We start from the raw sequence: 24290 nt of genomic DNA, 5'->3' as shown, positions 1-24290 counted from the left end.
CCTACCGAAACAAATAATAACAAATCACGTAGGCCAGCCAGATCCAGGCACCCTGGGCAAGCCCCAGGCCAATGGCATCAGACCAACCCGACCGGTTGTTGATTCGCCGGAAAAAAACCGGCAACAACGTACAGATGACACCCTCTCCCACGATAATATACAACGGAGCACTTCCAATCATCCGACAATGAACATAATACCACCAGCCCGCATCTTTGGCCCAGTGTTCCATGAGCGGAATGATCGACAAACCCAGCAAGGCTGCGGCCAAAACCGCCACCCACACCGGCTTCCAGGTGCTGACCAGCCAGCCCAGATAACCAATCTGAACCAGAATAACCGCCCAGGCAAACGGCATGTACAGCGGTGATCGAATGAGCATGGGTTCATCATTCGGGTAAATCAACGTCCCCGTTGCATCGACCAGCCACCAATCCGCCAGCAGCTCACCGACCCCTCCAATCAGGCCGAAAATCAGCAGTTTTCGTAGAAACAGATCGTGATAGAACCAGGCAAACAAAACCAGAACCGCATAAGTGCCGTAGGCCAGCCAGGCCGCCGACTGCCAGCCCAGCCGGTAGCGGTCGCTGACAATGCCGATGCCCAGCACCAGGCCCAGCGTTAGCAGAATAAAATAGGTTCGGATGCGTTGGTGATGTCGGGTAACCGGTAGTGAAATCATAGAAACGGTCGTTTGACCACGACTTTCATTTTTTGAAAAATAGCGTTTGCGGTGGCCACCGTCTGCACGGTTTTCGGCACGTCGGAATGCCAGTTCAATCCTTTCCGGTACCGGATTTTATCAAACCACCGGAACGGCAACAGCAGGAATGGCTCGTGCAAATCCCAGAGTGTACACAGCGGGGCGTTTGAACCGGAACGTTTGATGATGTTGTTGACGGCCCGGCGGGCGGCTTCGTTGGCACCCTCCATCGAAGCCAGGTCGGTGAAGGTTTTTACGTAATCGGAAGCCAGAAACAGGTTGGGAATTTCGGTATAGGAATTGGGGCGCAGGTCCCAGGTATTCGTTAAGTTTACCAACAGTTTTTCGGTATTCTGCACCGCTACGCCATTTTTTTCGACGATATCAGAATCGATATAATACGTCACCAGATTTTCATCGTGCAGGAGAACCTTTCCCTCGACGTTGAAACTTCGCTTCAATTGGGCCCAGACCTCGTCTTTAATTTCGGCGAAGGTGCATTGCTGAGCGGTTTTGCCATACAAAATCCCCGGCGTTTCCCAGTCCGAGACATCGACCGACAAAACGGTTTTAACCGTACCGTCGCCGTAACCGCTGACCTCGAAATCGCCCCAGAACTGGAGTTGGGAAATCGCCGTCAGCGCCCAGGGTGTATCGACGCAGATGATATGGCCGTCGATAATGTCTACCTGATCGGATAAATAAAACTGAATCCCATTCATCCAGTCGACATTGTTGGCCAGCGTACAGATATTATCCAGACAAGCATCCTTATACAGCATGTTCTCATTTACAAGGGGTGCCATCGCTTCGACCGGCATGGCCGAAATGTAGTAATCGCCCTGAACGGTTTTCCGGTTGCCCTCCGCATCTTCGACAACGACGCCCGTGATGGTCTTTTTGTCGCAAAGGAATTCAACGGTTTCCTGCCCTTTTTCGTAGTATACCCCTCTTTGCACGAGGTAATCATACCACGGATTGAGCCACACGTCGTTGGTCGGGCCGTTGAGAACGCGGTCGACCTGAATTTCCGGATTCAGCAAATCGAACACGAGTTGAATCAGAATATCACCACCGGTTTTCGTACTGGCTTTGCGGGCTTTCGCGGCCACCAACGTCCGGGTCAACCCATTCACAAACAGAGCTTTGTAGGCATCGCTATGATCGTCGGCTTCCGTAAATTCCCACCAGCCAATGCTTTCGTAATCGTCCAGCCGTCGGGTTTTGCAGCTTGTCATGAGTTGCCAGAGCTTGTGCGCCATCAACTTCGACTCGCCTGGTTTCAGCCCCGTATGGGTCTTGAAGATGTCATCGTAGATCACTTCCAGATCAGCGAGCGAGGTTGGAAATTTGCTCAGGGCGATGATGGGCGCCTGATCGAACCGGGCCATCATCATTTTGTTGCTCTGCACCAGGTTATCAAACACCCCCCGCTTGTTGGCTTTCCCGGTTTTCGGATTTTTGAAGGGAATCCGTTTCATGGTGTCGGTAATGTGCCGGTAGAATCCGGGGAAAAACCGGAAACCGTGTTCGCCGGGGAGCGGCAGACGCCCCCCGCTGCCACTGCCGGGAACATTCACGCTGCGGGCCTTCCCGCCGACATAATCGGGTTTCTTTTCGTATACTTCAACGGCAAATCCCCGTTCGATCAATTCATGAGCCGCACTCATACCGGCTACTCCTCCGCCGAGAATAACTACCTTTGGACTCATAGCTTTGCAATAATTTGGGTTTAGGAGAACTGAGTAGTAGATAAATTGGAAAAAAAACAATTTATACTTAAAATAGCTCCTCCGCAATAAGATAATTAAAATATTACCGTTTGCCTACTAATAGTCACTTGTAATGAATATTCAGACAGATGTTGACAACCGTACCAATTTGTAGTACGTTTGATTAATCACCCGTTATTAGCCTGTATCCGATGAATCTGCGGAAAGCTGAGGAGTTTATCCTTGCTAAATTGAAGCGCGACCTTTCGCCCACCCTGTATTACCACGGTCTTCATCATACCCTGGATGTGGTTGATGCGGTTTCTAAACTGGCACAGGCAGAGGATGTTACCGATACGGAATCGCTGACACTGTTGCGAACGGCCGCGCTCTACCATGACTGCGGTTTTATCACCACCTACCAGGGTCACGAGGCTGAGGGGTGCCGCTATGCCCGCGAAACACTTCCGCAGTTTGGCTACCTTCCCGGGCAAATCGAGCAGATTTGCGGCATGATCATGGCGACCAAAATACCGCAAAATCCACAGAATCTGTTCGAAGAAATCCTGTGTGATGCGGATCTGGATTACCTGGGCCGTGCGGATTTTGACCCGATTGCCAGCTCGCTTTTTGAAGAATTGAAAGAGCGTAATTTTATTCGCGACGAAACCGCTTGGAACCGGATTCAGGTCAGCTTTCTGGAAAGCCACCACTATTGGACCAAAACCGCTACGGCTTTACGGCAAACCAACAAGCAGGAACGGTTGAACAGTCTGAAAGAAATTGTCAGCCATTATTCGGTATGACCGACATGGTTTGGATTTTCTCGTTTTGCAGCCGGATGCGTTGACACAGAATTCGCATCATGTTCCGCAACACTTCCTCGCGCTCTTCCATCAGGTCGTAAAAATCTTCATGGTCGATGCGGAACAGCAGCACATCGGAGGCAACAACCGCCGAAGCTGAGCGCGGTTCGGTGTCGAGCAGAGCGAGTTCACCAAACACATCACCCCTCCCGAATTGCGCCAACCGCTGCTGGCGGTCGAAAATATCGACCGTTCCCGAATAGATCACGAACATACAATTCCCAATGTCGCCTTTCTGAAAAATCGTTTGACCATCCTGGTACGTGACTTCTTTCATGATCGGCGCAATCGTACTCAGGATATTTTCGGGCGTATCGGCAAAGAGCCGGGTATTTTTCAAAACAATAACCCGCTCAAAATCAGAAATGTGGGCTTCTGTTGATTTCATGTGTTGACTTGCTAACGTAGGATGATCGGCCAGCAATCGCTGGTACCATTCGGGGTGATTTTCCTTCACTACCTGCAAAACACCATCGGCGCTTTCCCTCAGTAGCTGAATCGGATGGTTAATGTACAAGCCTAACAAACGGGTGTTTGCCAGCGAGCGGGAGGTCCACCGGCGCAGGGCTACACTGATCGTCCAGGCCGAAAACATGGTTTCGCCCTGGTGCAAAATGTACGTCAGCAACGGCTCCTGCGAATGAAAAGGCTCCAGTTGCGCATCGACCAGGCGGACTTTTTCGGCCACCGGAACATCATCGAGCAGGGCTTGTAGACACTGGTAGACCACCCGGGGAATCAGATTGTCGAGCATTTCCAGCGCATTCGCGCGCCGTTCGCGCGAGGCATGGTCAATCCCCGTCCGAACGCTGGCAATCACGTCGCGATCATACAGTTGCATGAGCAGAAAGAAAACCCGTTGCAAGAGCAGACCGATTTCATAATCGAGACAAGCCAGCAGTTCTTTGTCATTTTTGTGGAGACTGCCGTGGAGTAACCGTTGCGCCAGTTTCAGTTCTTCCTGCAAAACCGGGTAGTAAATCTCCGATTTGGTAGCGACACTTTCCAGATGACTCAACGCCCGCAAAGCAGCCATCCGAACCGTCAAATCGGGTTTGCCGACAAGGGTAGTCAATAGGTGATGGCTTTCAGGAACCTTGATTTTTGCACAAACCGACGCAATCCGGCGAATCAGCAGCGTATCGGATGACGCCAGAACGGCTTCTTCCAGAAACGGAACAGCCGCCGTTTGCATGTCACTCAGGCTCCGGGCCGCGGTTCGCCAGTAGAACTTGTCGGACAGCAGGTGGACGAGTTGGCGGGTCAAAGCGGCATTTCCCATAACGCCAGCCGTTCGAATGGCGGCATTCACGACGGCAGGATCGCTGCTTTTCAAAGAAGCGGTAACCAGGTCGCTGCGCTGTTGCAGTTGAAGCCCCCGGATGACCTCCAAAACCGCCATTCGGTCGGCCGGATCGTTCGATGCACTCAACTTATCCAAACTTTCGGTAGCCAGCTTCGTATACGGGCGGTTTTTCCAACTCCCCAGAATGGCCCCTTTGCGGGTCGTCAGCTCCGGGTGGTGCAATAAATCCGCTACGCCTTTCGCATCAGCTTTTGGCAATCCTGCAAACAAACGGCTGGCCAGCGCCCGGATTGCCGGTTCGGAATCCTGAAGCGCCAGACGATAAACAAGCGGGGCATCAACTGGAAATTTCAGGTCTATAAATGATTCCAGCGCAAACCGGCGAACCGGCAATTCGGCATGACTGAGGAGCATGACCGATGCGTCGGACAGTTTTTCCGGGTGGTGCGTTTTCAGCCAGTTCATGGCGTTGATGACCTCCTCGACCCGCGCGCTTTCCAGGTTCGTCAACACCAGATTCAACACCTCTTCGGGTGCGGCCAGCTCGTTCGTTCCCAGAAACCGCCGACTCAAAGCCGACTTCAGTTCGTTCAGGTAGTTTTGATACGTCCGCCGGAGCAGCAGGAAAGCCACCAGCGTGCCGATGCCCATCCAGACAAACAGCACCCACTCGTTCAACTCCGGATAGGCATGAAACGCGTAAATCATCACCCCGGCCAGGGCCATCCCGAGCGGTTCGTAATATCCTTTGACGAGCGTATGGCCGTGTAAACGTTGCTGGGTCGTCAGCGGCTGAAAAAGCACCAGAAAAACCGGATCGAACAGCGAACGGCGCATGACCTCGAACGTCAGATAGAGCGCACAATAGTACAACAGCCAGGTCGGTTCGCTGACGTCCAGCACCCAGACAATCCAGAAAACGATTACACCAACCAAAGCGGTGATCGGCAACAATTGCAGCGAACGCCGGATGCCCAGTCGGTCGAGCGCCTGTCCCGAGATGATCACCTTCACAACCATAGCAATCAAGTAGGTCAGTGCCAGAACCTTACTCAGGTATTGCAACAGCGAGGTGGTTGAGTGGATTTTGTATTTAACGTTGATAAAAAAAGCGTATTCCACGCTGGCGGCCACCGTCGCCACCGCCACCAGACTCAGACACATGGAGGTGATCAGGCGGCTGTTTCCGAATAAATGCTCGACGATCAGCGACTGATTGGGTTGACGAACGCGCGAAGAACCGTGCGTGGCGTGAACATCGTGGGAATGATAGGTGAGCCGCAGGATGTAGATGGCCGCCAAAAAGGACCCGAAAGCTACAATCAGCAGGAAAAACATATCGGTATGGGCATGAACCAGAGCGGCCAGAATGGCCCCCATTGCCTTGGCAGGCATATCACCCGAACTGATGACGCTGAACAACCGTTTGCTTTGCCGGACGTCGAACACCACCGCCGAAACACCCCAGAACTCCAGATTCGTGAGCAGATAGATCATCCGGAAACCAACCATGATGGCAATGGACGACCACACCGAATGCCCCGCCAGAACGAGCACATCGATGATGAATGTCAGGATAATAACCGCCCACAAAACCCGGACGGCCAGCGTTCGAAGGGCCAGGAGATGCTCGTAATGTGCGTACAATTTCCCGACGATCATCATCGCAATCGCAGAACCGATGTAGGCGATGGGCAGGCTGGTTTCGGGGTGATTTTCAAGCAAAATGACGTTCGCTGAAACGTAAACCAGGATCGTCCCAATGCCGAGAAAAAAGTTGTGTAAGAAAAATAACCAGACTGTTCGAACTTCATGATGGCGTACACCAATCGAACGGTAGAACTTTTGAGCTGGCGACATGCCGGTTTTAAAACTTGCTAATGATAATCAATAATACTGCTTTTCCGCCATTCTGCCTACTTTTACACGACAATTTACAATTTGATCATGGTATCTCACCAAACGATTATTCCGTACCAGCCCAAGCATCCCATACGCATCGTTACGGCGGCTTCTTTGTTCGACGGCCACGATGCCGCCATCAACCTCATGCGCCGGATCATGCAGGCATCCGGTGCCGAAGTGATCCATTTGGGTCATAACCGGTCGGTGGCCGAAATTGTTGACTGCGCCATTCAGGAAGATGTGCAGGGCATTGCCGTCACATCGTACCAGGGTGGACATGTCGAATTTTTCAAGTATATGATTGATTTACTTCGGGAACGAAAAGCAGCTCATATTAAGGTATTTGGCGGTGGAGGTGGCACCATTTTACCCACCGAAATAGACGAACTGCACCACTATGGCGTGACCCGGCTTTACTCGCCGGACGATGGACGAACGATGGGATTGCAGGGCATGATCAACAACTTGCTGGAACATTGTGACCACCCGACCGGAACGGCCGACCACCTGGCAAAGCTGAACGGTCAACTGGCTTCGATTGCCCAAACCAAAGATGTCAACCTGATCGGGGAATTAATTTCAGTGGCGGAAAATGAACCGGCATCGTATGAAAAAATCAACCAGTCGTTTCCACAAACCGATCGCGGTTTGGTCCCGGTTTTGGGGATCACCGGAACCGGTGGCGCGGGCAAATCGTCTTTAGTCGATGAACTCGTTCGGCGGTTTCTGCTGACGATTCCCGACAAAACCATCGCCATTATTTCCGTCGATCCGTCGAAACGCAAAACCGGGGGTGCCCTACTGGGCGACCGCATTCGGATGAATGCCATCCACCCCGACCTGGCAGCCCGGCGGGTGTATATGCGCTCCCTGGCAACCCGTCAGGCTAATCTGGCTTTGAGTAAACACGTTCGGAATGCCATTGAAATCTGCCAGTGGGCTCAGTTTGATCTGATCATCATCGAAACATCCGGCATCGGGCAGTCGGATACGGAAATCACCGAACACTCGGACGTGAGTTTATATGTCATGACGGCGGAATACGGCGCAGCCACCCAACTGGAAAAGATTGATATGCTCGATTTTGCCGACGTCATTGCCATAAATAAGTTCGACAAACGCGGTTCGCTGGACGCGATGCGGGATGTTCGCAAACAATACCGCCGAAATCACGCAGCCACCAATCCCGGTATTTGGGAAATACCAGACAATGAACTTCCTATTTTCGGAACGATTGCTTCGCAGTTCAACGATGCCGGCATGAACGCCCTGTTCTCGAAACTGATGCAGCTCGTTCAGCAAAAAACCGGGGCTCATTTTCTGCATCAGGTCCTTTTTACTCAACCCTCCACTGCGCCCTCTGCCATCATTCCGGCGGAACGGGTTCGCTATCTGGCCGAAATTGTCGAAACCAGTGATCAGTATGATGCCTTCGTGAATGAGCAGGTCGCGATTGCCCGGAAGATGTATCAATTGTCGGGGGTACTGGACACCCTGTCGTCTGAACCGCTGTCAGCGGTCGGAGACCCTGACAGCGGTTTGGGTGATACTAATTCAATTCAACCGCTGTCAGGGTCTCCGACCGCTGACCGGGTTTCAGACGACACGGTTACTCCAGCCCTCAAATCTCTGTATGTCGACTTCGAAAACCGCCTTCACCACGACTGCCGACGACTCCTGGAAGCCTGGCCGGATCTGAAACAAAAATACCGGGCGGACACCTACCAGTATCAGGTTCGGGACAAAACGATTCACCAGAGCCTGTTCTCGACCTCCTTATCCGGTTTGCGAATTCCAAAAATCAGTTTGCCGACCTACGAAGACTGGGGTGACATTCTGCACTGGCTGCTGACCGAAAATGTGCCGGGCGAGTTTCCCTATGCCGCCGGTGTGTTTCCCCTGAAGCGCGAAGGCGAAGATCCCGCGCGGATGTTTGCGGGCGAAGGCGGCCCGGAGCGGACGAATCGACGGTTTCACTACGTCTCGAAAGGCATGCCTGCCAAACGGCTTTCTACCGCGTTTGATTCGGTGACGCTTTACGGCGAAGACCCCGATTACCGCCCCGATATTTACGGCAAAATCGGCAACTCCGGCGTCAACATCTGCACCCTGGACGACGCCAAAAAGCTCTACAGCGGTTTTAATCTCTGCGACCCGGCCACCTCGGTTTCCATGACCATCAATGGTCCTGCTCCCATGCTGCTCGGCTTTTTTCTGAATGCCGCCATCGACCAGCAGTGTGAGTTGTACTTGCGACAAACCGCCCCCCAACCCCCTTCAGGGGTAGTGGAAACCGCCGGATTAACCTCTCCCTTCAGGGGGCCGGGGGGCGATGTCACTTACCAGGGCGAATTACCGGACGGCAACACGGGTTTGGGATTAATGTTGCTGGGAACCACCGGCGATCAGGTTCTGCCGAAGGAGGTGTATGAAAAGATCAAGGCAGACACGCTGCGACAGGTGCGGGGAACCGTTCAGGCGGATATTCTGAAAGAAGATCAGGCACAGAACACCTGCATTTTTTCGACGGAATTTGCCCTGCGGATGATGGGCGACATCCAGCAGTATTTCACCGACCAGCAGGTTCGCAACTTTTATTCCGTCTCCATCTCGGGTTACCACATTGCCGAAGCCGGTGCCAATCCGATCTCGCAATTGGCTTTTACGCTTTCCAACGGGTTCACGTTCGTGGAATACTACCTCGCCCGGGGCATGAGAATCGATGATTTTGCACCCAATCTGTCGTTCTTTTTCTCCAACGGCATGGACCCGGAATATTCGGTGCTGGGTCGCGTGGCCCGTCGCATCTGGGCGAAAGCGATGAAATATAAATACAAAGGCAACGAGCGTTCGCAAAAGCTGAAATACCACATTCAGACTTCCGGCCGGAGTTTGCACGCGCAGGAAATTGCGTTCAACGACATCCGCACCACCTTGCAGGCCCTGAGTGCGTTGTCGGACAACTGCAATTCTCTGCACACCAACGCCTATGACGAAGCCATCACGACGCCCACCGAGGAAAGTGTTCGCCGGGCGATGGCCATTCAGTTGATCATCAACAAGGAATTTGGTCTTTCCCGACACGAAAACCCCTTGCAGGGCTCCTTCAGTATGGAAGAACTCACGGATTTGGTCGAACAGGCGGTTTTGAACGAATTCCGAAGTCTGAACGAGCGCGGTGGCGTGTTGGGCGCAATGGAGCGCATGTACCAGCGCAGTAAAATTCAGGACGAGTCGATGGTGTATGAAATGCAGAAACACAGCGGCAAACTCCCCCTCATCGGCGTCAACACCTTCCTGGACCCCAACGGTTCGCCCACCCGCATTCCAGAGGAAGTCATCCGCTCGACCGACAACGAGAAACGGTACGCCATCGAATCCCGGAAAGCCTTTCAGGAACGAAATCGCGAAGCAGCCAATGTAGTTTTAAAACAGGTGCAACAAACCGCATTGGCCAACGGCAACATCTTTGAAGCCCTCATGGAAGCCACCAAAGTTTGCTCGCTGGGCCAACTGTCGCGGGCCTTGTATGAAGTGGGCGGCCAATACCGCCGGAATATGTAAAAAACGCAGCCGTTACCTGGTTTAAACCGAAAAAAAACATTTACCAACGGGTGGAGAGATTGGCGCGAAAAATGCAAAGACTCGGTAAATGTTTCAAAAATCCGCACCTTCTTTTGTCTGGCAAACCGCGTTTTTTTCAACTTATAATTAATAGACCATCACTTGTTGATGCGTTTTTTTAGGGAAAAGAATAAAAAAATAATGGTCTCTCAATGGCACCATTATTAGATCAGAATACTAATTTAAGGCGATCAATGACTTCATGGCAGTGTCATCGTTGACCTGATTTACCTGAATTTGCCGCAACACTGTACTTGAAGCTTCACAATGGGATACAACCTCAAGATGGAAAACAGCATCGAACGCGAACGCATTTATACCCGCGCCGATAACAAAGGGTGGAAGAAGTGGGGTCCTTATCTGTCAGAACGTTCCTGGGGCACGGTTCGCGAAGATTACAGCGTCCACGGCAATGCCTGGGGTTTCATCACCCACGACATGGCGCGCTCCCGGGCCTATCGCTGGGGTGAGGACGGAATTGGCGGGCTTTCCGACAACAAAGGCCACGTTTGTTTTGCCCTGGCTTTCTGGAATCACACGGATAGCATCATCAAGGAACGGCTTTTTGGTCTGACCGGCCCCGAAGGAAACCACGGCGAGGATGTGAAGGAGATGTACTATTATCTGGATAGTACGCCCACCCATTCGTATATGAAAATGCTGTACAAGTATCCCCAGCAAGCGTTTCCGTATACCCGTCTGGTCGATGAAGCCCGGCACCGAAACCGTCTGGAACCCGAATTCGAGCTGATCGATACCGGTATTTTTGACACCAACCAGTATTTCGACATTTTCATCGAATATGCCAAAAATGACGAAAACGACATTCTGATCAAAATTACCGCCCACAACCGGTATAAGGAGGCTGCAAAACTCACGATGCTGCCCACACTCTGGTTCCGCAATACCTGGTCGTGGGGTTATGAGCAATATGCTTACAAGCCCATTCTGAACGGCATTGCCACCACCCAGATTGCGGTCGATCATAAGCTCCTGGGCAAGTATAAACTGTATTGCGAAGACGCCGACGAACTGCTGTTCTGCGAAAACGAAACCAACACGGAACGGCTCTACGGTATTCCCAATGAGTCGCTGTTTTGTAAGGACGGCGTCAACGATTACATCATTTCGGGCGATAAAAAACACGTCAATCCGAATCAGATTGGCTCAAAAGCCTCCGCCCGGTATGTCCGAACGGTTCCAGCCGGTGAGTCCGTCACCATTCGGCTGCGGTTTAGTCAGGACACACACAAAAGCCAGCCTTTCGCTGATTATGACGCCATTTTTGACCAACGGGTTCGGGAAGCGGACGATTTCTATGATCAACTGCAAGCCAATGTGACCGACCCGGAACTGCGAATTATTCAGCGGCAGGCCTACGCGGGCATGTTGTGGAACAAGCAGTTCTATTATTACAATGTGAACGAGTGGCTGAAAGGCGACCCCAAAATGCCTACGCCGTTTCATGGACGGGCCTACCAGCGCAACTCCGGCTGGCGACACATGTACACCGCCAACATCCTGTCGATGCCCGACAAATGGGAATATCCGTGGTTTGCCGCCTGGGATCTGGCCTTTCATACCCTGACACTCGCCCGGCTTGATCCGCATTTTGCCAAACGCCAACTGGCGGTTATCCTGCGGGAGTATTACATGCATCCCAACGGACAGATTCCGGCCTACGAGTGGAATTTCGGCGATGTGAACCCACCCGTTCATGCCTGGGCGACGTGGAAAGTCTACGAAATCGACCGCGACATGAACGGCAAGGGGGATATTAATTTTCTGGAACGTGTGTTTCACAAACTGCTGCTCAACTTTACCTGGTGGGTAAACCGGAAAGACGTCAGCGGTAACAGCGTGTTTGGGGGCGGCTTCCTCGGCCTCGACAACATTGGGGTGTTCGACCGCAGCCAGCCCTTGCCGATGGGTGGCCACATCGAACAGGCCGACGGAACGGGCTGGATGGCCATGTACACGCTGAATATGCTGCGGATTGCCTGCGAAATTGCGCTGACCCGGCCCACCTACCAGGACATGGCCTCGAAGTTTTTCGAGCACTTCCTGCACATTGCGGCTGCCATGAAAAATCTGGGCGGACAGGGCATCAGCCTCTGGGACGAGGACGATCAGTTCTACTACGACGTGCTGCACACGCCCGACAACGCCAGTATGCTGTTGAAAATTCGCTCGATGGTGGGCCTGATTCCGCTCTTTGCCGTCGAAATTCTGGATGATGATTTGCTGGAAAAACTGCCGGATTTCAAACGGCGGGTCGAGTGGGTTCTGACCAACCGCCCGGATCTGGCGTCGATGATTTCGCGCTGGCACGAACCGGGCAAGGGCGCGACCCACCTGCTCTCGCTGCTCCGGGGTCACCGGATGAAAATGCTGCTCAAACGGATGTTCGACGAAACTGAGTTTCTGTCTGATTATGGCATCCGGGCGTTGTCGAAATACCACGGTGAAAAACCGTACGAGTTCAACCTGAACGGCGAGATTTTCTCGGTTAAATACGTTCCGAACGAATCGGAAACGAGTTTGTTCGGCGGCAATTCCAACTGGCGGGGGCCGATCTGGTTTCCGGTCAACTACCTGCTGATCGACTCCCTGCTGAAGTTTTATAATTACTACGGCGACGATTTCGAGATCGAATACCCGACCAATTCGGGTCAGGTTATGAGCATCAAGGAAGCAACGGTGCTGGTGGCCGAACGTCTGGTCAACATTTTCCGGCGCGACGAAACCGGCAAAATACCGGCTTACAATGGCTACAAAAAATACCAGGATGACCCCTATTTCAAGGACATGCACCTGTTCTTTGAATATTTCCACGGCGACAACGGCAGCGGCCTCGGCGCCAATCACCAAACCGGCTGGACCGGGCTGGTGGCAGACCTGATCGAATTCCTGTATCAACACCGGCTCCAGAAAGAACCGGTTCATGCCAAAGTATTGTAACAGACGTAAAAAGCCGGTTCAGTGCCGGCTTTTTACGTTTAGCAGCGAACGGTATTTCTACCGGCCTTTCCTTCTTGATTACAATTTCATACGTACCTATAAGCACCAATTCAATTTGTATTAATTGGGGTTACCAATTCTAAACTACCCTAAAACTCAGTTTCAGGAAAACGTTACTTAAACGTTTATCAGCGCTGTTTATTCGCCCATATACTCACAAAAGCCGACCGGCAACTCACTTTCTTTGGCTCATATAACCAAAAATTGTATCTTCACCAGCCCGTCCTAACTAATTTCTCTGATGCCGCGGTTGTTGTACCCTGTGATTCTGTTGTTGTGTTTTGTCGTTTTTCAACCGATAACCGGGTATGCGTCAGGACGAATGTCTGACTTAAAATCAGACAATGATTCCGTTCCCCGGCTCAACAATACCGCCATCAAACTGGCCCGAAACAAGAATTACAGCGGGGCACTCCAGCTTCTGCAACGCGCTTCCGCGGGTCGCCCTTCCGACACCCTGCTCTACAACCAGGCCATCATCCTGAGCCGTCTGAAACGGTATGAAGAAGCCAGCAGCCTGTTGCAGCAAATCCCCAACTTTTCGCACGCCCAGGCCAATCAGGGCGTCTTTTTCTGCATGAGTGGTGATGTAAAAGTGGGCCTGGCCCTGCTGGAAAACACGCCCGGCGGAAAAGGAGCCGACAAAGTGGCTTTCAACCGGGCCGTCGCCCACCTCCACGCGGGTCAGTTCGAGGAAGCCAGCCGGGCTGCTTCGGATGCCGTTCGGATGCGACCCGGAGAGCCGGTGTATAGAATGGTCAAAGGCGATGCCTTGCTGGGTTTGGGGAAATTCCGCGAAGCCCTGAACGCTTATGAATCAGTCGAAAAAGTGCCGGAACTTACCATGATGCTGCCGGTTCGGCTGGGCAACGCGCTCCTCGGCCTGAAAGAATACGAAGAAGCCGCCGAAAAATTCACCGATTATCTGCTCACCAATGACCGAACCTACCAGGTACCAGCCCGCTTTGGACTGGCGAATGCCTTCTATGGTCAGAAAGAGTTTGCCAAAGCCGTGGCCGAATACCGCCGGGCGGTTCAGTTTCGTCCGCAATGGGTGGAAGCCCGGACCGGCCTGGGCAACGCCCTGTGCAGCATTCGCGATTACCGCTCGGCCCGCATCGAGTTGGAAGCCGCTTTGGCCCTGGCACCGGAAAATCAGCACATTCACCTGGGTCTGGGCGTCATCAGCCACCGGCAGGGCCTGCACGAACAGGCGATGGACCACTTCCTGCAAGCACCCGATCTGTTCGATCAGAAAGACAAAAATCTCGCCGATTGCTTTTTAAGCCGTGGCCTTACGCACCTGGAATTCAACCGACTGGACACTGCCTTGGTCGACCTGAACGTTGCCATGCGACTGAACAAGGAACACCCGGCGGCCTATGCCGGTGCCAGCGAAGTCTACCGCAAAAAAGACAGCTTCCGCTACACGCTGTCGTATCTGGAAAAAGCCATTCGCCTGTCTCCGCAAAACGACAAGATGCTGACTAACAAAGGGAATATGTACCTGAAGTCGGGAAATATGGAGGAAGCGTACGACAACTTTTCCTGGGCTCTGCACCATAACCGTCAGAGTTTGAATGCCTTAAACGGTTTATCGATTTCACTGCTGGAGAAAGACCGCATCGAACAGGCGGAAGCCGTTCTCGACAGCGTCATCAACCGGGGACATCACAAAGCATTCCTGTACAACAACCGGGGCATTGTCCGCTCCTATCTTGCCCTCAAACACGAGAAAGAGCGGGATTTTCACAATGCCAGACAATACTACTACCGCTCCGTCCGCGATTACGAGCGATCGCGCGACCTCGATTCGACGCATAAAACGTACTATAACAATCTAGGAAACGTCTACAAAAACACGGAAGAATACGACAAGGCCGTTCAAAGTTACCTGGGCCATCTGGACAAAAGTGCCATCAACAACCTGGGGGTTTTGTATGCCCGCAATAAAAAAGGTGAATTTGGGCTGCATTACCTGAACATTGCCCTCACCATCGATTCGGCCAGTATGGTATACCAGTTTAACCGGTACAAGGTCTACAAAGAGTATTTCAAGGATTCGCTCGCGCGCCGACCCGACATTCTCCAGGCGCAGAACCTGATGCCGACCAACTCGATTAGTTCAAAATACAGCAAAGACGGTTACATTAATATTTACCTCTACGATTACGAATTCGAACGCTACGAATTCCCCGGCGACCACTACTTCCCGATCCAAACCGACGCTCCTACCCCGCCGGACTACCGGCCGCTGGACGACCTGGTGACGATGGAAATCATCGCGAACCCTTCCAAAGTCAAGACTCCGCCAACCACCCGGGTTGCCAGCAAGCGTATGCCCAAACCACGCCGATCCCGGCTGGCGGGCAGCACGAAATGCCCGAAGATTATCTAACATTGAGTGATATGTGATTGAGCGATTGAGTGAAAAAATCGAAGATCACTCTCTATCACTCAATCGCTCAATCACACATTCACTCAATACCAAAATCACTCAATAAGTACTTGCTTTTGTCTAATAAAAATGACTAACTTAGGGTAGTTATACCAAATAAGCGATGTCATGAACGTGTTACAACGAGTTGAACACTGGGGCGATACGCATCACCCTGCCTGGATTGACGCTCTTCGCATTATGCTGGGAATTATCCTGTTCCTGAAAGGAGTTAGTTTTATTGGAGACACCACCTACCTTTCTTCGCTCGTTGGCGGAAACCGCTTCGGTTTGACGCCGGTTATGCTGGTTCACTACGTTGCCTTTGCCCATCTGGTGGGCGGGGTGCTGATCGCCTTCGGGATGCTGACGCGCCTGGCCGTGCTGGCTCAATTGCCCATTCTGCTGGGGGCCGTATTTTTCATCAACATCAGCAAGGGTTTCTCGGCCCTCAATTCCGAACTGTGGTTATCGATTGTCGTACTGTTTCTGCTGATTATGTTTCTGGTCGTTGGATCGGGCAGGTTTCGATGGACGACTGGATGAGTCGGCACGAACATTAAAACCGCCTAGGCAAGCTGCTGTTTGTACTGACGGGGGCTGATGCGCTCTACGGTTCGAAACGCATTGCTAAAATGCGTCAGGCTATTGAATCCCGATTCATAACAGGCATCCGTAATCGACTTGGCGGGATTGCTCAAAATCTGTTTCGCCAGCCGGATGCGCTCCTGAAGAATAAACTGGATCGGCGACATACCAAGTTCGTTTTTGAACAACCGGAAAAAGTGAGACTTGGACAAACAGGCCTGATTGGATAACTCGTCGATCGCCAACGCCTTCGTCAGATTGTTGCGAATGTATTCCACCACAAACGCCAGCCGGTGCGAACTCATGTATTTCCGCGCCTGATCGACCAGCACCCGCCGGGCCTGGGTCTGCATCAGCCGCACGATCAGTTCTTCCAGTGAATTGTGGATGAAGAACGGTTTCAGAACGTTGTTTTCCCGGTATAACCGGATGATTTTATCGATCAATGAGCTGATTTCGAAATTGTTCTGCAAGTGGTAATTATTGGTATCCACCTCCCAGAGTTCGCTGGGTTCGCTCCGGGGATATTCTTCGTTCAGGTAGTTGACGGTTTGCTGGATAAACTCCCCCGAAATCGTGAGCGCAATGCAGCGGGTGGGTGTTTGGACGGTCGCTTCCGGAAAATCAATTTTCATCGGTTTGTTGGCCGGTAACACCAGCGATTCACCGGGCAGATAATCAAACGGTTTCAACTCGTCGATGTGCATGACTTTCTTGCCGGTCAGCATGCTGGTCAGCACCGGCGCACCAAATTCCAGTTCGACCAACTGCGCCCGCTGGAACGTTTCGTACAGATGTAGTTCGGCCACATCATGGCTCAACGTGAGCTTATTTTCCACCAGCGCATCCAGGCGGCCACCCCAGGCCGGCAACGCTTCCGAATTCTGCAATGACTTTTTTCCCGATGCCATAAGCGACTGGTTCTGTTTCGTTTACCATTCCGATTTCAACTTTCCAACTTTCCTGAAAACCGTATTCATCACGAGAAATAGTGCTTTCTCGTAAAATCGATGAGGAAAAAAGAAAGAGACAATACCGTAAGTTTTTGAGACGATACCGAAAAAACTTTAGTACGATTTCGGCAAAATTTGTCACAATTCAAATTCCGAAAATCAGTTTAACGTATTCTTACATCCATGGAAACCTTAGAAGCACCCGTGGCCACCCGCTCGGCTACCCAACTGGAAAGACCTCAGTTCAAGAATCAGTATGAAAACTTCATTGGCGGCAAATGGGTCCCGCCCGTTGGCGGTGAATATTTTGAAAATAACTCCCCCATCGACGATAGCCTGATTTCGAGAATGCCCCGTTCAAGAGCTGCCGACGTAGAACTGGCGGTGGATGCGGCTCATAAAGCGTTTGCGACCTGGTCGCGCACATCGGCCACCGAACGCAGCAACATCATGCTCAAAATCGCCGACATCATTGAAAACAACCTCGAATTCCTGGCGCGCGTCGAAACCGTCGAAAACGGAAAAGCCGTCCGCGAAACGATGGCAGCCGACCTGCCGCTGGTGGTCGACCACTTCCGCTATTTTGCCGGCGTCATCCGGGCCGAAGAGGGATCGGTGTCGGAGCTGGATGCCGATACGGTTTCGATGATCATCAAGGAGCCGATTGGCGTGGTGGCCCAGATCATTCCCTGGAACTTCCCGCTGCTGATGGCCACCTGGAAACTCGCCCCCGCCCTGGCGGCCGGTTGTTGCGTGGTGTTGAAACCCGCCGAGCAAACGCCGACCTCGATTCTGGTGCTGATGGAGCTGATCGAAAACGTCGTTCCTCCGGGAGTCATCAACATCATCAACGGTTTTGGTCCGGAAGCGGGCAAACCGCTGGCGCAATCGAAGCGCGTCGCAAAAGTGGCTTTCACGGGCGAAACCACCACCGGCCGTTTGATCATGCAGTATGCGTCGGAAAACCTGATTCCGGTCACGATGGAACTGGGCGGCAAGTCGCCGAATATCTTCCTGCCATCGATCATGGATGCCGACGATGCGTTTTTTGACAAGTGTATCGAAGGTGCCGTTATGTTTGCGCTGAATCAGGGCGAAATCTGTACCTGTCCGTCGCGTCTGCTGGTTCACGAAAGCGTTTTCGACGGTTTTATGGAGCGGGTAATCGAACGCACCAAAGCCATCAAACTGGGTCATCCGCTCGATACGACCACAATGATGGGTGCGCAGGCATCCAACGATCAGTACGAGAAAATTCTGTCGTATATCGATATCGGCAAGCAGGAAGGTGCCGAAATTCTGACCGGCGGTGGCCCTGCGAAGTTGAACAATGGCCTGGAAAACGGGTATTACATTGAGCCGACGATTTTCCGGGGCAACAACAAAATGCGGATTTTTCAGGAAGAAATCTTCGGCCCGGTGGTTTCGGCCACGACCTATAAAACCGTCGATGAAGCCATCGAAATGGCCAACGATACGCTGTACGGTTTGGGAGCAGGCGTCTGGACCCGCGATGCGCATGAATTGTATCAGGTGCCCCGGGCCATTCAGGCGGGTCGGGTGTGGGTGAATTGTTACCACAACTACCCGGCGCACGCGTCGTTTGGCGGGTATAAGAAGTCGGGCTTCGGTCGTGAAAACCACCTCTCGATGCTCAACCACTACCGCCAGTCGAAAAACCTGCTGATTTCATACAGCAAGAATAAACTGGGGTTCTTTTAATCAATTGTGATTGAGCGAATGAGTGATTGAGTGAACAGGGGGCCAAGAGACGGAAGGCAGTTCACTCAATCACTCATTCGCTCTATCGCTCAATCACAAAACCATGAGCATTTCCCGCGTTGAGATTACACCGGCTGCTGCTATCATCATCGACAAACTACGCCGGGAGCATGGCGAACTGATGTTTCACCAGAGCGGAGGATGCTGTGATGGATCGTCGCCGATGTGTTTTGCCAAAGGCGACTTCCTGATCGGCTCCTCCGACGTCTGGCTCGGAGCGGTTCACGGCTGTGACTTTTTTATGTCGGAAGACCAGTTCGAATACTGGAAACATACCCAACTGACCATCGACGTAACGCCCGGCCGGGGGGCTAGTTTTTCGCTGGAAATTCCGCTTGGCATCCGGTTTTTCATTCGCTCCCGGCTTTTTGAACTGGAAGAACTCGACCAGTTGACGCCGGTTCACGTCGGGCCGATCGAAGCCTGAGCGGTATAATTACCCGACAGGAAGCCGCTCAGTTGCCCCTTTTGCCCCTTATCTCTTAATTTTTCCTAAATCTCCCTCCTCTATCCCGCAGAATGAGTTGGTGTTCGGGCAAAATCCGTATTTTTGTAACCGACGTCGGCATGGCAGGATGACACTGCCCGACGGAGTTTTCTATGGCTTCAAAAAAGAAAGTGGGTGCGTATCCGAGCGGGATGATTCTTTTCAGCCTGACTTCGGCCTTGTTTTTGATTGGTTTCTGCGGAATGCTGGTGCTTCAGTCCAAGAAATTGGTTCGATACATTCGTGAAAACAACGAAGTGCGGGTGTTTCTGGACAAGGATCTGGATGCCGCCAAACTTGAAAAGCTCCACGCTGAGATCGTAAAAAAACCGTATGTCCTTGTCAACGGAACGTCACCTCAGATTACGTTCGTCAGCAAAGATGTGGCGGCCAAAGAGTTTATGGCCGACACCAAAGAGAATTTCACCAACTTCCTGAACGAAAACCCATTACGAGACAGCTACCGCATCAAATTGCAGGAGGATTATTTTGAAGAAGTCCGGCTGCAGGAAGTAAAAGACGATCTGGAAAGCGTCAACGGTGTTTTTGAAGTCATTTACCAGGAAAATATCGTCGACGAGATCAACAAAAACATCACCAAAATCTACATCATCATGTCGGTTTTTGCGGTGATCATGCTGGTGATCATCGTTGTACTGATGAACAATACGATCCGGCTGGCTTTGTATTCCCAGCGGTTGCTCATTCGGAGCATGCAGCTCGTCGGCGCGACCAACGGATTTATTCAGCTTCCGTTTCTTCGTCGCGGCATGACGCAGGGCCTGATGAGTGGCATTGTTGCCGCGGCACTTCTGTTCATTTTATTACAGGTTGCCCTCCGCAACATCGATGGTCTGGCGACCTTACAGGAACCCGAAAAAATTGCCATTTTGCTGGGTGCCGTCGTGGTGCTGGGCATCATCATCGGTTTAATCAGCACGTTCCAGGCGGTTCACCGGTATTTGAGCCTATCGCTGGACGACTTGTACTAACCCATTGAATGGCCTAAGCAGCCATCCTTTTTAACCATCTTGCCATTAAACCATTTAATTCTATGAGTAAACTTCCCTTCGGACGCGCCAACTACACCCTGATGGTGATCGGCGTGGTGATCATTCTCCTGGGCTTCATCGTAATGAGCATGGATACGGAAGAATTTGGCTTTGGAGCCCTAGGTCTTACCATCGGGCCTTTGATTGTCATGGGTGGTTTTATTCTCGAATTTTTTGCCATTTTGCGCCGACCAACGAATCAATGAGTTTCCTCCACGCGATTATTCTTGCCATTATTGAAGGGTTGACCGAGTTTTTGCCGGTTTCTTCAACGGGCCACATGATTATTTATTCGTCCCTGGTCGGCATCAGCAAATCGGAATTCACCAAGCTTTATACCGTCAACATCCAGTTCGGCTGTATCATTTCGGTGCTGGTGCTCTACCGGCGCCGGTTTTTGCAAACCACCGACTTCTATTTCAAGCTCCTCGTGGCCTTCCTGCCAGCCGCCGTCATCGGTTTTTTGCTGAATGATTTCATCGATTCGCTGCTGGAAAATGTCACTGTCGTTGCCATTACGCTTTTGTTGGGCGGAATTCTGCTGGTTTACATCGATCGCATCTTCAAGCAGTTTCCGCGGGATTATGACGTCACATTTCCGGAAGCCCTGAAAATTGGTTTTTTCCAGTGTATCGCCATGATTCCGGGCGTTTCCCGTTCAGCCGCCACCATCATTGGGGGGATGACCCAGGGACTTACGCGGAAACAGGCCGCCGAATTTTCGTTCTTCCTGGCCGTACCAACCATGGCGGCCGCTACGGGCTACAAACTGTTGAAAACCTACAAAACCATTCAATCCGACGACATCCAGATTCTGTTGCTCGGTAACCTCGTTGCGTTCATTGTGGGCCTGCTCGCCATTCGGAGCTTTGTCGGATTTCTGACCAAATACGGTTTCAAAGTATTTGGCTATTACCGCATTGCGCTCGGCTTGTTGTTGCTGGGTCTGATGGCGGCAGGCGTAAAACTGGATGTTGTCTAAATCCATGCAACAACCCGACGAAGGCCAACTGATTCTCATCGATAAACCGCTGACCTGGACGTCGTTCGATGTCGTCAAGAAGCTCAAATTTGCGGGAAAGTTCAAGAAAATCGGTCATGCCGGAACGCTCGATCCGCTGGCAACGGGTCTGCTGATTCTCTGCACCGGCAAAATGACCAAGCAGATCGACAACTACCAGGCGCAGGAAAAAGAATACACCGGCACGCTGGTGCTGGGCAAAACCACGCCCTCCGTCGATCTGGAAACGGATTTCGATGCCGAATTCGATGTTGCCGAAATCACCCCCGAAGCCATACAAACCGCCGTTCAGCAACTCACCGGCGTTATCGACCAGATTCCCCCCATCTATTCTGCCGTTCGGGTCAATGGCGAACGACTCTACGAAAAAGCCCGCCGGGGCGAAACTGCCGACAATGTGGAGGGAGGGATCAAATCCCGGACAGTAACCATTTCCGCTTTTGAAGTCGATACCGAGCGGTTTCCAGAAATTGATTTCCGGATTATTTGCTCAAAAGGGACCTACATCCGTAGCTTAGTGCGCGATTTGGGATTATTGTTGCAAAATGGCGCGTATTTAAAAGCCCTCCGCCGAACTCGGATTGGTGCGTTTCGCATTGAAGAAGCGGACACCGTCGACGGATTTATCAGCAAAAACCGCCCGGCTGAGCCATTACATTCATGAAGATTTACCACGGAACCGATACTTTTCAACCCATCCCCCACGCCGTTGTCACCAGCGGCACCTTCGATGGGGTTCATTTAGGCCACCAGAAAATTTTGACCCGGCTCACCGAAATTGCCCGTCGCGACGAGGGTGGTGAAACCGTGGTGCTGACATTCTGGCCACACCCGCGCACGGTGGTTTCCAACGACAGCCAGGGCCTGAAACTGCTTTCGACACTGGAAGAGAAAACCGAGTTGCTGGCGGCTGCGGGCGTCGACAATCTGGTGGTGATTCCCTTCACCCGTTCGTTCTCCGAACTGTCTTCGGCGGAATTTATTGAACAAATCCTGGTGGAGAAAATCGGAACGAAAAAGCTGGTCATCGGCTACGATCACCATTTTGGCCGCAACCGGGAAGGCAGCTTCGACTATTTGCAGCAACATGCCCATCACTACGGTTTTGAGATTGAGGAAATCCCACGGCAGGATGTGGAAGATGTGGGGGTCAGTTCCTCCAAAATCCGGACGGCTCTGTTGGAAGGTGATCTGAAAACCGCCACCAAATTCCTGGGGCGTCCCTACAGCCTGAGCGGAACCATCGTCAAAGGGCAGCAACTGGGCCGCACCATTGGCTACCCAACCGCCAACATCCAGGTCGATGATCCGAGCAAGCTGGTACCGGCCAACGGCATTTATGCCGCCGAAGTCATTTACAAAGGCGAAAAACTGGGGGGCGCGATGAGCATTGGCACCCGGCCTACCGTCGGCGGAACGCACCGTACGATTGAAGTCTATATTTTTGATTTCAACCAGGAGATTTACGGCGAACACCTGACCGTGCGGTTTATCGAATACCTGCGCCCGGAGTTGAAGTTTGAAGGGTTAGCGGCTCTGGTGGATCAAATGCAACTGGATGTTGAACAGACGAGAGAGATTCTAGGAAGATAACATAATTTTAAATGAAAAATGATGAATGCTAAATGTAAAAGTTTGTCAGCGACCAGCCACTTTTACATTTAGCATTCATCATTTTTCATTTAAAATTACCTTTTATCACCCCAGTGACCGCACATAACTCCCCAGCCATTTGACATCTGCGCCGTGGTGTTCCAGAATTTCCTGAACGCCGGGGTCACTGGCGTGGCCTTCAAACTCGATCAGAAACCAGTATTTAAAGGTAGCCCCTTCCCGCAACGGACGGCTTTCAATTTTGGTCAGGTTAATCTGACGGGCATCGAACTCCTGAAGGAACTGCGCCAAAACACCGGGTTTGTTCGTGTTTGGCAGCCGGGCCACAATCGTGGTTTTATCACGACCACTCTTCTGATTTTCAAAATCCTTGGCCAGAATTAAAAAACGGGTTCGGTTCAGATCGGTATCCTCGATGTTGTCGAACAAAACCGGTACACCGAACAGCTTGGACGCAATGTTGGAGCAGATGGCGGCCGCCCGGGGTTGCTGAGCCGCCAGTTTAGCGGCTTTGGAGGTCGACTCGACCGGAATCATTTCGGCAGACAATCCGTCAAAATAATCCCGCAAAAATTTGCTGCACTGACCAAACGCAATGTCTTTGGAATAGATGTGCGTGATCTCGCTCAGCACGTCGGTTTGGGTGGCAAACGTAAAGTGCACCGGAATCTGGGCTTCGGCCGCAATCAGCAGGTCTTTTTCAAACAACAGGTCAATCGTCTCATTGACAACACCTTCCTGGTTATTTTCGATGGGTACCACGCCAAACCGGCTGCGGCCCGTTTCAACGCTTTCGAACACCGACCGAATGGTGGGCAGGGCAATGTAATCGCTCATGGCACCGAACCGGCTTTCGGCGGCCTGGTGTGTAAAACTCCCTTCCGGACCAAGATATGCCACCCGCTCCGGCATTTCCAGGTTCCGCGAAACCGCAAAAATTTCCAGGTAAATGGCGTCGATGGCTGCCGGGGTCATCAGGCCCCTGTTCAGTTCGTGCAGCCGATCCAGAATCTGCTTCTCCCGCTCGGGGCGGTAGATGACGGACTTGCTCGATTTCTTTAATTCGCCAACCTGCCGCACCACTTCCATGCGCTGGTTCAACAAATGCAACAATTGATCGTCGATGGAATCGATCTGCGTACGGAGGGATTCGAGGGTCATACTTTAATGAACAATAAATAACGAATAACAAATAATGAACAATGAATGCTGAAAGCGT

The 24290-nt window shown here is 52.0% G+C and carries 17 protein-coding genes; 12 read left to right on the top strand and 5 right to left on the bottom strand.

The features are described from left to right. Position 1: 1 nt before the first annotated feature. Positions 2-682, bottom strand: a complete 681-nt coding sequence (locus ACO064_RS26125; protein WP_421830134.1) for a DUF6989 domain-containing protein — start codon at positions 680-682, stop codon at positions 2-4. After that, positions 679-2415, bottom strand: a complete 1737-nt coding sequence (locus ACO064_RS26120; protein WP_421830133.1) for a hydroxysqualene dehydroxylase — start codon at positions 2413-2415, stop codon at positions 679-681. The genes ACO064_RS26125 and ACO064_RS26120 overlap by 4 nt, the downstream gene beginning before the upstream one ends. 212 nt (positions 2416-2627) lie before the next feature. Between ACO064_RS26120 and ACO064_RS26115 the strand changes: the two genes are divergently transcribed. Next, entirely contained in the window at positions 2628-3221 is a 594-nt protein-coding gene (locus ACO064_RS26115) for an HD domain-containing protein (protein ID WP_421830132.1), read from the top strand. Here ACO064_RS26115 and ACO064_RS26110 read toward each other — a convergent pair. Then, positions 3202-6312 carry a cyclic nucleotide-binding domain-containing protein gene (locus ACO064_RS26110; protein ID WP_421830131.1) on the bottom strand — a complete coding sequence of 1037 codons (3111 nt, stop codon included), beginning with the start codon at positions 6310-6312 and terminating at the stop codon, positions 3202-3204. The genes ACO064_RS26115 and ACO064_RS26110 overlap by 20 nt on opposite strands. 222 nt (positions 6313-6534) lie before the next feature. Here ACO064_RS26110 and ACO064_RS26105 point away from each other — a divergent pair, with 222 nt between their 5' ends. The 4 genes from ACO064_RS26105 (at position 6535) to ACO064_RS26090 (ending at position 16120) form a co-directional block, all read left to right on the top strand. Beyond that, positions 6535-10056, top strand: a complete 3522-nt coding sequence (locus ACO064_RS26105; protein WP_421830130.1) for a methylmalonyl-CoA mutase family protein — start codon at positions 6535-6537, stop codon at positions 10054-10056. Positions 10057-10401: 345 nt separating this feature from the next. Next, positions 10402-13077, top strand: a complete 2676-nt coding sequence (locus tag ACO064_RS26100) for an MGH1-like glycoside hydrolase domain-containing protein (RefSeq protein WP_421830129.1) — start codon at positions 10402-10404, stop codon at positions 13075-13077. 382 nt (positions 13078-13459) lie between these two features. Next, a complete protein-coding gene (locus ACO064_RS26095) occupies positions 13460-15535 on the top strand; it encodes a tetratricopeptide repeat protein (RefSeq protein WP_421830128.1) in 2076 nt (691 codons plus the stop codon). A 168-nt stretch (positions 15536-15703) separates the two neighbouring features. Beyond that, positions 15704-16120, top strand: coding sequence for a DoxX family protein (locus tag ACO064_RS26090; RefSeq protein WP_421830127.1), 417 nt, complete (start codon positions 15704-15706; stop codon positions 16118-16120). A 23-nt stretch (positions 16121-16143) separates the two neighbouring features. On the opposite strand, the gene ACO064_RS26085 is transcribed toward ACO064_RS26090, so the two are convergent. Continuing rightward, positions 16144-17073, bottom strand: a complete 930-nt coding sequence (locus ACO064_RS26085) for a helix-turn-helix domain-containing protein (RefSeq protein WP_421830126.1) — start codon at positions 17071-17073, stop codon at positions 16144-16146. A 225-nt stretch (positions 17074-17298) separates the two neighbouring features. Between ACO064_RS26085 and ACO064_RS26080 the strand changes: the two genes are divergently transcribed. From ACO064_RS26080 to ACO064_RS26050, 7 genes are all read left to right on the top strand, one after another. Then, the gene (locus ACO064_RS26080; protein ID WP_421830125.1) at positions 17299-18837 is read left to right on the top strand and encodes an aldehyde dehydrogenase family protein; all 1539 of its coding nucleotides are present in this window, start codon (positions 17299-17301) and stop codon (positions 18835-18837) included. Between the two features lie 103 nt (positions 18838-18940). Further along, positions 18941-19324 (top strand): DUF779 domain-containing protein, encoded by a 384-nt coding sequence (locus ACO064_RS26075; RefSeq protein ID WP_421830124.1) that lies wholly within the window; start codon positions 18941-18943, stop codon positions 19322-19324. 173 nt (positions 19325-19497) lie between these two features. Continuing rightward, on the top strand, positions 19498-20376 hold the full coding sequence (locus tag ACO064_RS26070; protein WP_421830123.1) for a cell division protein FtsX: 879 nt from the start codon (positions 19498-19500) through the stop codon (positions 20374-20376). Between the two features lie 62 nt (positions 20377-20438). Then, complete coding sequence (locus tag ACO064_RS26065; RefSeq protein WP_114405816.1) at positions 20439-20642, top strand: DUF3098 domain-containing protein; 204 nt, start codon at positions 20439-20441, stop codon at positions 20640-20642. Continuing rightward, complete coding sequence (locus ACO064_RS26060) at positions 20639-21418, top strand: undecaprenyl-diphosphate phosphatase (RefSeq protein ID WP_421830122.1); 780 nt, start codon at positions 20639-20641, stop codon at positions 21416-21418. The genes ACO064_RS26065 and ACO064_RS26060 overlap by 4 nt, the downstream gene beginning before the upstream one ends. Before the next feature lie 4 nt (positions 21419-21422). Then, positions 21423-22121, top strand: coding sequence for a tRNA pseudouridine(55) synthase TruB (truB, locus tag ACO064_RS26055; protein ID WP_421830121.1), 699 nt, complete (start codon positions 21423-21425; stop codon positions 22119-22121). After that, positions 22118-23050, top strand: a complete 933-nt coding sequence (locus ACO064_RS26050) for a bifunctional riboflavin kinase/FAD synthetase (RefSeq protein ID WP_421830120.1) — start codon at positions 22118-22120, stop codon at positions 23048-23050. The genes truB and ACO064_RS26050 overlap by 4 nt, the downstream gene beginning before the upstream one ends. A gap of 105 nt (positions 23051-23155) precedes the next feature. On the opposite strand, the gene pheA is transcribed toward ACO064_RS26050, so the two are convergent. Continuing rightward, positions 23156-24232: a prephenate dehydratase gene (gene pheA / locus ACO064_RS26045; protein ID WP_421830119.1), complete on the bottom strand. Its 1077-nt coding sequence runs from the start codon at positions 24230-24232 to the stop codon at positions 23156-23158. Positions 24233-24290 lie beyond the last annotated feature (58 nt).

Source organism: Larkinella sp., from assembly GCF_965227735.1.
In the GTDB taxonomy this organism is placed as follows: Bacteria; Bacteroidota; Bacteroidia; order Cytophagales; family Spirosomataceae; genus Larkinella.
The sequence above is the reverse complement of the archived record's forward strand: the minus strand, read 5'-3'. Positions and strand labels throughout refer to the sequence as shown.

Excerpts from the sequence above, each read along its gene's own strand:
- ACO064_RS26125 (WP_421830134.1), bottom strand. The coding sequence starts at position 682 with ATGATTTCACTACCGGTTACCCGACATCACCAACGCATCCGAACCTAT.
- ACO064_RS26120 (WP_421830133.1), bottom strand. The coding sequence starts at position 2,415 with ATGAGTCCAAAGGTAGTTATTCTCGGCGGAGGAGTAGCCGGTATGAGT.
- ACO064_RS26115 (WP_421830132.1), top strand. The coding sequence starts at position 2,628 with ATGAATCTGCGGAAAGCTGAGGAGTTTATCCTTGCTAAATTGAAGCGC.
- ACO064_RS26105 (WP_421830130.1), top strand. The coding sequence starts at position 6,535 with ATGGTATCTCACCAAACGATTATTCCGTACCAGCCCAAGCATCCCATA.
- ACO064_RS26100 (WP_421830129.1), top strand. The coding sequence starts at position 10,402 with ATGGAAAACAGCATCGAACGCGAACGCATTTATACCCGCGCCGATAAC.
- ACO064_RS26095 (WP_421830128.1), top strand. The coding sequence starts at position 13,460 with ATGTCTGACTTAAAATCAGACAATGATTCCGTTCCCCGGCTCAACAAT.
- ACO064_RS26090 (WP_421830127.1), top strand. The coding sequence starts at position 15,704 with ATGAACGTGTTACAACGAGTTGAACACTGGGGCGATACGCATCACCCT.
- ACO064_RS26085 (WP_421830126.1), bottom strand. The coding sequence starts at position 17,073 with ATGGCATCGGGAAAAAAGTCATTGCAGAATTCGGAAGCGTTGCCGGCC.
- ACO064_RS26080 (WP_421830125.1), top strand. The coding sequence starts at position 17,299 with ATGGAAACCTTAGAAGCACCCGTGGCCACCCGCTCGGCTACCCAACTG.
- ACO064_RS26075 (WP_421830124.1), top strand. The coding sequence starts at position 18,941 with ATGAGCATTTCCCGCGTTGAGATTACACCGGCTGCTGCTATCATCATC.
- ACO064_RS26070 (WP_421830123.1), top strand. The coding sequence starts at position 19,498 with ATGGCTTCAAAAAAGAAAGTGGGTGCGTATCCGAGCGGGATGATTCTT.
- ACO064_RS26065 (WP_114405816.1), top strand. The coding sequence starts at position 20,439 with ATGAGTAAACTTCCCTTCGGACGCGCCAACTACACCCTGATGGTGATC.
- ACO064_RS26060 (WP_421830122.1), top strand. The coding sequence starts at position 20,639 with ATGAGTTTCCTCCACGCGATTATTCTTGCCATTATTGAAGGGTTGACC.
- truB (WP_421830121.1), top strand. The coding sequence starts at position 21,423 with ATGCAACAACCCGACGAAGGCCAACTGATTCTCATCGATAAACCGCTG.
- ACO064_RS26050 (WP_421830120.1), top strand. The coding sequence starts at position 22,118 with ATGAAGATTTACCACGGAACCGATACTTTTCAACCCATCCCCCACGCC.
- pheA (WP_421830119.1), bottom strand. The coding sequence starts at position 24,232 with ATGACCCTCGAATCCCTCCGTACGCAGATCGATTCCATCGACGATCAA.